The organism is Mesorhizobium sp. CA15 (genome assembly GCF_020165215.1).
Taxonomy (GTDB): Bacteria; Pseudomonadota; Alphaproteobacteria; order Rhizobiales; family Rhizobiaceae; genus Mesorhizobium.
In genome coordinates, this window is record NZ_JAIUHQ010000001.1 from 721,864 (window position 1) to 730,738 (window position 8,875).

An 8,875-nucleotide genomic window follows, 5' to 3' on the forward strand; every position below is an offset into this window, starting at 1 on the left:
AATCACCCCTGCCCTCGGACCAGCCAAAGCCCGCAACCGTCCACAACGAAAAGCCGGCGCGGCCTTTCGGCGGCGCCGGCTTTGATAGGCTTGATTTAATCAGCGCGATACGAAGCAGTTGCCGCCGGCCGCCTTGTAGCTGGTGCAAAGGCTGATTGCATCGTTGCGCGACTGGGCCGCAACGCGGACGCGGTAGAAGGTACCCTTGCCCGCGACCTCGGCCTTGACGATGTTGGCCGTGCGGCCGGACAGCACGCCGCCATAGCGGCGCTGCAGGTCCTGATAGGTCGACTGCGCGCTTTCGACCGTCGGCTGCGATGCGATCTGCATCGACCACGAGCCGCCGCCGGCGGCCGCCGCCGGATCGATCGAAGCGACCTGGTCCGGCTTGACCTCGCCGACGATATCGACCGGCTGGTCGGACGGACGCGCCGGCGCCACCGGCGCCACTGCCGGCGTGTTGGCCGACTGCGCCTTGGCTTCAGTCTTCTTCGCGGGTTTCACCGGCTTGACGGCCGGCGCATCGGCCTGGTCCGTAACGGCCTGGCCCGCGTCGGAAGCCACCGTTCCCGTCTGCTGGCCGTCAGAGGCCGGCGCGACATGTTGCGGCGCCGGATCGTTCGGTTCGGCCGCGGCGACCTTCGGCGCGGCGGCTGGAGCCGGGTCCTCGCGCGGCACCAGCGAGCCGTCGGGTTTCACCATCATCGTCTTCACCTTGCGCGGCGCGACGGCGACGACATCGTTGTTGGCGGTGTTCTCGGCATCCTGCTGCAGCACCTGGGCGATGCGGTCTTCCGACTTCGGCGCCGGTGCCGCCGGCTGCGCGCTTGCCGGCGCGGTAGGCTGCGCGTTTGCGGGCGCGGCAGGTTGCGTGCTTGCGGGCACAGCCGTTTGCTCGACGCCGGGCAATGCTGTGCCTGGATCGCCGGGGGCGTCAGTGCCGGCCGCGGCGCCGTTATCCTTGGGCGAAAGGTCGACCACCCGGCTCTGCGGCGGTTCCTTCGATGCCAGGTCCACAGGCTGCTCGGTGGTGTTCACCAGCTTCTGCTGCACCGGCTCGGCCGGCTTGGCCGCGCCGCCGCCCTTGGCGACCGCGTCGTAAACCTTGTTGTCCTGGTTCGGCACCACCGTGCCGCCCGGATTTTCGGGCTTCACCTTGATCGGCGAATTGTCGGCCTTGACGATCACCGGGGCCGCGCTGCCGCTTTTGCCGCCGAAGGAGAAGGCCAGCGCGCCAAGGCCGCCGAAAACCACCACTGCGCCGACGAGCGCCGCGATCATCACGCCGCGCCGGCGCGGCTGCGCCGCCTCGCGCTCGGCGAGCCCGGGGATCGCCATCGCTTCTTCGAGCTCGGGATCATAGTCGAGCTCATCGGCGGCGAATTCGTCCGCCTGCGAAACCGGCCGGCTGCCGGGCAAATCATCGGCATCGTAATCATTCGCGGCGGCAAGCGCAGCTGGGGTCACCGGAGCCGCCGGAGCCTCGACACGCAAGTCGCGACGATCATAGCCATTGAAGCCGGCATTATAGGATTCGTCGTCATAGCTGCGGCTCTGTGTCGGCGCCGACGCGATCTCCGTCGCGTTCATGTCGGTGAGCAAGCTGGCGAATTCCGCATCGAGATCGTCATATGCGGGTGCCGCCGGCTGGTCCTCTTCGAAGCTGAGCTCCGGAATGTCGAGGTCGTCCGCGAGCGCGACCACGCGCTCCGGCACGTCGACCGTCTCGACGTCGGGAATGTCATCATGCTCGTGGGGGTGTTGTGGAGGCACAGGCGCCTGCGCCGGCTTGGCGTAGGCGGAATAATCCGTAGCCGGTTCGCTGCGGTAGGCCGGCGCCGCCACCTGCATTGGCGCTGAAGGCGCGGTCATCTGCACCGCCGTCGAGGCTGCCGGCTGCGCAGCAAACGAAACCTGCACCGGCGGAGCGGCGGTCGGGGTCGAGCGACTCCACGACCTTGCCGGCTCGGCGTTCGTCGAATGCAGCCAATCGGACGAATTTGCCCTCGCCCGGGCGGCCTCCTGCTCGGCTTCGATACTCCGGGCGAAAGCGGCGCCGAATTCGTCGTCATCAAAATCGACCGCGGGCTCTGCCTTGGCCGAGGTTGCGAAATCCTGGTGATCGAGCTCGCTGGCGAGCAGGTCGTCCAGGTCGCTTTCGACCGGCTGACCGCCCTGGCCGCTCTGCGACGGCTGCTGCTCGTCGAGAGTCCAGTCGAGATCGTCGGCCTCGATCTTCTCGCTTTCGTAGCTCGCAGGTTGCGCGACCAGCCGTGGCGCCGGAACAGGCTCCCTGACAGCCGGCATCGGCCGCGCGGTCATGGCGCCAAGCAGCGCATTGAGTTCGTCTTCCAGGCTGCGCTCGCTGGCGGCCGGTTTCACGGGTTCAACGGCGGCGCTCGGCGGAACCGGAGCGGCGACGACGGGAGCCGCCTCGGCGACGGTCGGCTGCAGCGCGGCAACAGGCTCGACGGCCGGAGCTTGCGGCTCCTCGTTCAACGCATCGCGAAAGCTCAGCTCGAAATCGTCATCGAGGGTCAGCGCGGCGGCAGGTTCGGGCGCGGCGAGCTCCGGCTCGGCGGCGGCCGTCTCGGCCGGCGCCTCGACAGCCGGCGCAGACTCGTCGTCAAGCGACAGCTCAGGCTCTTGAAGGTCCTGACCCTGGCCGAGATCCATATCCTGGCCGAGATTGATATCGACATCGGTCATCGCGTGATCGAAATGACCGGCAAAATCATCCTCGGAAATCAGCGGGGCGGCTGCGTGAGCTTCGACCGGCTCGGCGGCCTGCGCATGCTGCTCCGGCTCCTGGCTCTCAAACGACAGCTCGTCTTCGAGCGACATCTGGACCGCGTTGTCGAAATCGGCGTCGAACGCCGCCTCGCTTGCGGCCTGCATGGCCTCGACGGCGTCCTGACGCGCGTCAGCCGGCTCTTGATCGTCGAGGTTGGCGAGCTCTTGATCGTCGAGGTTGGCAGGCTCGTGATGGTCGAGCTGGAAATCCTGGTCCAGCGAAGCCGCCATTTCCCGGTCGATCGCAAGATCATCTTCGACCGGCGAGACATCGAGCGAACCGGCGACGGCCTTGTCGAAATCGTCGTCGAAAGCGACCTCCGGCTCGGAAGCTTCTTCTGGCACCGGCGCGAAATGCGCCTCAGATGCAAAATGCGCCTCTGGCGCGCCTTCCGGTTCGGGCGCCGCCTGCGGCTGCGGCGCAAAATCCGGCTCCGGCGCACGGGCCACCGCGAAGTCGGCATAATCCGCCGCGTCGTCGAATACGAAATCCTGCTCGAAGGAAGCGGTAAGCTCGTCGTCATTCGCGGCGGCGCTGGCAGCCTCGAAGGCCGGCTCTTTGCTGATCTGATGCAGTGCAGCCTGCTGAACGACCGGCGCGCTTTCCTCGACGGAATCGAACTCGCCCATCAACTCCTTCTCGAGGTCGATGTCGAAATCGTCAGCCTCCACGACCTGATTGGCCTTCTCGGCCGCGGGGGCCGGCTGCCGCACCGGCTGGCGCGGATCGAAACCCATGATCCGGGTCAGTTCAGCGAACGGATCATCGTCGGCGATGTCGTTGTGGTCGGCTACTTTCAGCGGGGTTCTGTCTGCCATTATTGTTCCCGAACTCGCACACAGTCGGACGCCATGGACGTCGCGCAGGGTTGGCCCTTACCAGCGCAATGTGGGCAAAAGGTGACAGGTTTTTTAGTTAAACCTAACGCATTTCGATGGGCGCGTCTGCCCCGATAAGCGTCAAGCCGGAAGTCAAAACATCCGAAACAGCCTGCACCAGCCCTAGTCTGGCATAAGTTGATTCTCGGTCGTTAACCTTAACAAAACGTAAGTCCTGGTTGTCGTTGCCGCGATTCCACTGTGCATGGAAGCCGGAAGCCAGATCGTAGAGGTAGAATGCCAGCCGGTGCGGCTCCAGCGAAAGCGCCGCGGATTCGATCAGCCGGGGATATTCGGCCAGCTTCCGGATCAGCGCGATCTCGCCCTCGTCGGCCAGCGCAGCCACCGAGGCCGCGAGCCGGTTGCGATCGAAGTTCGCCTCGCCGAGCTGCTCGCTCGCCTGCCTGAAAACGGAATGGCAGCGCGCCGACGCGTACTGCACGTAGAACACCGGATTGTCCTTCGACTGCTCGGTGACCTTGGCGAAGTCGAAATCGAGCGGCGCGTCGTTCTTGCGGTAAAGCATCATGAAGCGGATCGGGTCGCGGCCGACCTCTTCCACGACCTCGCGCAGCGTGATGAAATCGCCGGACCGTTTCGACATGCGGACCGGCTCGCCGTCGCGGAACAGTTTTACAAGTTGGCAAAGCAGCACGGTGAGCTTGACGGCATCGCCGGCAACCGCGCGCGCCAGCGCTTCGAGCCGCTTGACGTAGCCGCCATGGTCGGCTCCGAGCACATAGATCAGGTCGACGAAGCCGCGGTCGACCTTGTCCTTGAGATAGGCGACGTCGGCGGCGAAATAGGTGAAGGAGCCGTCCGACTTGACCAGGGCCCGGTCCATGTCGTCGCCGACCGCGGTCGAGCGGAACAGCGTCTGCTCGCGGTCTTCCCAGTCGTCCGGCTTCTCGCCCTTGGGCGGCGGCAGCTTGCCTTTGTAGATGTGGCCCTTCAGCGTCAGGTCGGCGATCGCCGCCCGGATCTTCTTGGCGTTGTCGGCATGCAGCGTGCGCTCGGAGAAGAACACGTCGTGATGCACGTTGAGCAGCGCCAGATCCTCGCGGATCATCGCCATCATCGCGTCGACTGTGCGGTCCTTGACGATCGCCAGCGCCTCCTCTTCCGGCATCTCCAGCAGGCCGAGTCCGAACTCCTCAGCCAGCGCCCGGCCGACGGGGATCAGGTAGTCGCCCGGATAAAGCCCGGGCGGTATCTCACCGATGGCTTCGCCAAGCGCCTCGCGATACCGCAGCAACGCCGAGCGGCCGAGCACGTCGATCTGCGAGCCGGCGTCGTTGATGACGTATTCCTTGGTCACGTCGTAGCCGGCGAAGGCCATCAGATTGGCCAAGGCATCGCCGACCACGGCGCCGCGGCAGTGGCCGACATGCATGGGGCCGGTCGGGTTGGCCGAGACATATTCGACATTGGCCTTGCGGCCGCCGCCGATGGTCGAGCGGCCATAATTGCGCCCCTCGCCGAGCAACGCCGCCAGGTGCGTGTGCCAGAATGCGTCCTTCAGCCTGAGATTGACGAAGCCCGGCCCGGCGATCTCGGCCGAGGCAATATCAGCGTCGCCCCGCAGCGCTTCGGCCAGTTTTTCGGCAAGCGCGCGCGGGTTCTCTCCGGTGGGTTTGGCCAGCACCATCGCCGCGTTGGTCGCGAGGTCGCCATGGCTGGCGTCACGCGGCGGCTCGACCGCGACACGCGACAGGTCGGGCGCGGCCCCATCCTTGTCTTTCAGGTCAAGGGCTTCGACGGCTTTTATGATCCGCGCGTTGAAATCGGCGAAGATATTCATCGGAAGTGCTCTGGGCTTTAAGAGGCGACCGGCTCGATGGCCGGCAAAATCGAGGCTCGCCCTAGCTCAAATCGGGCGTATGGTCAAACAGACGCCGATGTTCCTTGAGTGCATAGGTGTCGGTCATGCCGGCCAGGAAGTCGGCGACGCTGCGCGCCTTGATGCGGTCCTCGGCCCGGTCGAGCCCTTCGCGCCAGCCGTCGGGCATAGCGCGTGGATCGGCGAAATAGACGTCGAACAGCTCGCGCACGATCTGTTCGGCATCGGCCCGCACCCGCATAACCTCCGCATGCCGGTAGAGATGCTTGTAGAGAAAGGCCTTCAATTCCTTTTCGGCCGCCGCCATGCTGGCCGAGAAGGTCACCAGGGTCTCGCCGGCCGCGCGCACCGCATCGGCGCTGTCCGGCTTGAGCCGCTCGATATTGGCGATGGTCGATGCGATGACATCCTCGACCATCAGCGTGATCTGCCGGCGCATCAGTTCGTGGCCGGTGCGAACATCGTCGAGCTGAGGATATTTGGCACGCACGCTGTTCAGGATCGAGCCGGGCAGACCGACCTCTCCAAGCATATCCAGCGTCAGCAGGCCGGCGCGCAAGCCGTCGTCGATGTCATGGGCGTTGTAGGCAATGTCGTCGGCGATCGCCGCACACTGCGCCTCGATGCCGGCGAAGCGGTCGAGCTCGAGATCGTGCAGCTCCGAATAGTCGCGGATCGCCTGCGGCACCGGGCCCTTGAGCCCCTTCCCGCTCGCGTCGGCCAGCGGGCCATTGTGCTTGACCAGCCCCTCCAGCGTTTCCCAGGTGAGGTTCAGCCCGTCGAATTCGGCATAGCGCCGCTCGAGCCGCGTCACGATACGCAGCGACTGGGCGTTGTGATCGAAGCCGCCCCAGGTCGCCATCTTCTCGTTGAGCGCGTCCTCGCCCGTATGGCCGAAGGGCGTATGGCCGAAATCATGCACCAGCGCCACGGCTTCGGCGAGATCCTCGTCGCCGCGCAATGCCCGTGCCAGCGCGCGGGCGATCTGCGCCACCTCGATCGAATGCGTCAGCCGCGTGCGGTAGTGATCGCCCTCATGCGCGACGAACACCTGCGTCTTGTGCTTCAGCCGGCGAAAGGCGGTGGAATGGATGATGCGGTCGCGGTCGCGTTGGAACGGTGTGCGCGTCGGGCTTTCCGGCTCGTCGAACAGGCGACCGCGCGAGCGCGCCGGATCGCTCGCATAGACGGCGCGCGGCCGGTCGCCGAACCCGATGTCGCCGAGAGCATCCTTGCCCTGCCGCTCGTCCATTGATCCACCAGTTGACTTGGCCCCGCCCGCTTCATACCTATCATGTGAAACCGAAAGCAAGGTGACGCCGATGGGCGCGGATGCCAAGACTGCCATGAAGGTCGAGATGACCGATGCCGCGGCGAAGCGGATCGCCAGGATTGTTTCCGGCGAACCGGGCAAGACGGCGCTGCGCGTTTCCGTCGAAGGCGGCGGCTGCTCCGGCTTTTCCTACAAATTCGATTTGGTAGGCGACCGCAACGATGACGATGTCGCCATCGAGAAGGACGGCGCAACCATCCTGATCGACGACCTGTCGCTGGTCTATATGGGCGGCTCGGTGATCGACTTCGTCGACGATCTGATGGGCCAGTCCTTCCAGATCAGGAACCCGAACGCGGTCGCCTCCTGCGGCTGCGGCACGAGCTTTTCCATATAGTCCGATGCCTGCCATCGGCGCGGTCCGTCAGGTCGCGCTCTCGGCTGGCCGCGATTTCGATGCGACGCTTGCTTTCTGGCGCGACGTGCTTGGTCTGAACGTGCACGCTCGCTACGACCCGCCCGGTATTGCCTTCATTATGGCCGGTGACGTGCGCCTCCTCTTCACTGACGGCGTTCCGGCCGGCACCGTCTATTTCGACATCGCCGGCCTCGAAGCCTTCCACGCCGAGGCGAAAGCCGCGGGCATTCCCTTCACCGCGCCGCCGACGCTCGTCCACCGCGACACCGAGGGGCGGTTCGGCCCGGCGGGGGAAAGCGAATGGATGGCCTTTCTAAAGGACCCCGCAGGCAATACGATCGGCCTCGTCGAACGCCTGCCGCCCGAAGAGCATTGAGGTCCTCATGAAGATCGTCACCTGGAACATCAACGGCGTTCGCGCCCGCATCGGCAACCTCACCCACTGGCTGACCGAAAGCGCGCCGGACATCGTGTGCCTGCAGGAGATCAAGACTGTCGACGACCAGTTCCCGCGCGCCGAGATCGAGGCGCTGGGCTACAATGTCGAGACCAACGGCCAGAAGAGTTTTAACGGCGTCGCTCTTCTGTCGAAGCTTCCCTTCGACGAGGTCAATCGCGGCCTGCCGGGCGACGATGCGGATGATCATGCCCGCTTCATCGAAGGCGTTTTTTCCACCGACCAGGGCGCCTTGCGCGTCGCTTCGCTCTATCTGCCGAACGGCAATCCGGTCGACGATGAACGGAAGTTTTCCTACAAGCTCGCCTGGATGGCGCGGCTGGAGCGTTGGGCGCAGGAGCGGCTGCGGCTCGAGGAAGCGCTGGTGCTGGCCGGTGACTACAACGTCATTCCCGAACCCGCCGATGCCCGGTTTCCCGAAAATTGGCTGGGTGACGCGCTGTTCCAGCCACAGACGAGGCAGGCCTTTCGCCGGCTGAAGAATCTCGGCTTCACCGAAGCAGTGCGCGCCGTGACCGACTCGGCCGGCGTCTACACCTTCTGGGATTATCAGGCCGGCGCCTGGCAGAAAAACAACGGCATCCGCATCGACCACCTGCTGCTCTCGCCCGAAGCCGCCAACCGCTTCTCGTCGGCCTCGGTGGAAAAGCACGTCCGCGCCTGGGAAAAGCCGTCCGACCACGTGCCGGTCGCCATCGACCTCAGCCTGCAGCCCGCCTGAGACGTTGCCAGGCACCCTGACCCAGTATCGCCACAAATCCCGTCTTTGATGCGGCTTGCTGTGGGGGTTGAATGGCGATCCGATTTCTTTTCTGGCCAGCCGGCCTTGCCTTGGCGCTTGCCGCGCCGGCGCCGTTGCTGGCGGCGCCAACCTGTCTTGCCAACGGCAAATCCTTCAACGTCGGCGAGACAGCGTGCCTGACGCTGGCCGGCGAGAGTTACCTCGCCCGCTGCGACATGGTTCTCAACAACACGTCCTGGACCAGGATCAAGGACGAATGTCCGGGTGAAGCGCCAAAGCCGCACCCGACATCGCTTTCGACCCCGACGCCCGGCCAGACGCCGACGGAGCCGACCGAGAACTGAGGCCTCGTTGATCTCCCCACCATCCAGGTTACGCTATGCACACATCTTCTGAGACTGGCGCGACTGATCAGGCCGAGGCTTGATTGCCAGGTGGTTCCCCCAATCCGTCGCTGCTTCGCAGCGCCACCT

7 protein-coding genes are annotated in these 8,875 nt (G+C 65.3%); 4 read left to right on the plus strand and 3 right to left on the minus strand.

Translation table 11 applies throughout. The annotated features are described in order from the left end of the window. Positions 1-99: 99 nt before the first annotated feature. From LB515_RS03495 to LB515_RS03505, 3 genes are all read right to left on the minus strand, one after another. Positions 100-3,612 carry an SPOR domain-containing protein gene (locus LB515_RS03495; protein WP_224706749.1) on the minus strand — a complete coding sequence of 1,171 codons (3,513 nt, stop codon included), beginning with the start codon at positions 3,610-3,612 and terminating at the stop codon, positions 100-102. A gap of 103 nt (positions 3,613-3,715) precedes the next feature. Further along, positions 3,716-5,473 carry an arginine--tRNA ligase gene (gene argS, locus LB515_RS03500; protein WP_224706750.1) on the minus strand — a complete coding sequence of 586 codons (1,758 nt, stop codon included), beginning with the start codon at positions 5,471-5,473 and terminating at the stop codon, positions 3,716-3,718. Between the two features lie 61 nt (positions 5,474-5,534). Beyond that, positions 5,535-6,764: a deoxyguanosinetriphosphate triphosphohydrolase gene (locus LB515_RS03505; protein WP_224706751.1), complete on the minus strand. Its 1,230-nt coding sequence runs from the start codon at positions 6,762-6,764 to the stop codon at positions 5,535-5,537. Between the two features lie 70 nt (positions 6,765-6,834). Here LB515_RS03505 and erpA point away from each other — a divergent pair, with 70 nt between their 5' ends. From erpA to LB515_RS03525, 4 genes are all read left to right on the plus strand, one after another. Beyond that, positions 6,835-7,182, plus strand: coding sequence for an iron-sulfur cluster insertion protein ErpA (gene erpA, locus LB515_RS03510; protein WP_042644753.1), 348 nt, complete (start codon positions 6,835-6,837; stop codon positions 7,180-7,182). A gap of 4 nt (positions 7,183-7,186) precedes the next feature. Next, complete coding sequence (locus LB515_RS03515; protein WP_224631787.1) at positions 7,187-7,579, plus strand: VOC family protein; 393 nt, start codon at positions 7,187-7,189, stop codon at positions 7,577-7,579. Between the two features lie 7 nt (positions 7,580-7,586). Next, positions 7,587-8,381: an exodeoxyribonuclease III gene (gene xth / locus LB515_RS03520; RefSeq protein ID WP_095765010.1), complete on the plus strand. Its 795-nt coding sequence runs from the start codon at positions 7,587-7,589 to the stop codon at positions 8,379-8,381. A 71-nt stretch (positions 8,382-8,452) separates the two neighbouring features. Next, the gene (locus LB515_RS03525) at positions 8,453-8,746 is read left to right on the plus strand and encodes a hypothetical protein (protein WP_095765009.1); all 294 of its coding nucleotides are present in this window, start codon (positions 8,453-8,455) and stop codon (positions 8,744-8,746) included. Positions 8,747-8,875 lie beyond the last annotated feature (129 nt).

Excerpts from the sequence above, each read along its gene's own strand:
- LB515_RS03495 (WP_224706749.1), bottom strand. The coding sequence starts at position 3,612 with ATGGCAGACAGAACCCCGCTGAAAGTAGCCGACCACAACGACATCGCC.
- argS (WP_224706750.1), bottom strand. The coding sequence starts at position 5,473 with ATGAATATCTTCGCCGATTTCAACGCGCGGATCATAAAAGCCGTCGAA.
- LB515_RS03505 (WP_224706751.1), bottom strand. The coding sequence starts at position 6,764 with ATGGACGAGCGGCAGGGCAAGGATGCTCTCGGCGACATCGGGTTCGGC.
- erpA (WP_042644753.1), top strand. The coding sequence starts at position 6,835 with ATGGGCGCGGATGCCAAGACTGCCATGAAGGTCGAGATGACCGATGCC.
- LB515_RS03515 (WP_224631787.1), top strand. The coding sequence starts at position 7,187 with ATGCCTGCCATCGGCGCGGTCCGTCAGGTCGCGCTCTCGGCTGGCCGC.
- xth (WP_095765010.1), top strand. The coding sequence starts at position 7,587 with ATGAAGATCGTCACCTGGAACATCAACGGCGTTCGCGCCCGCATCGGC.
- LB515_RS03525 (WP_095765009.1), top strand. The coding sequence starts at position 8,453 with ATGGCGATCCGATTTCTTTTCTGGCCAGCCGGCCTTGCCTTGGCGCTT.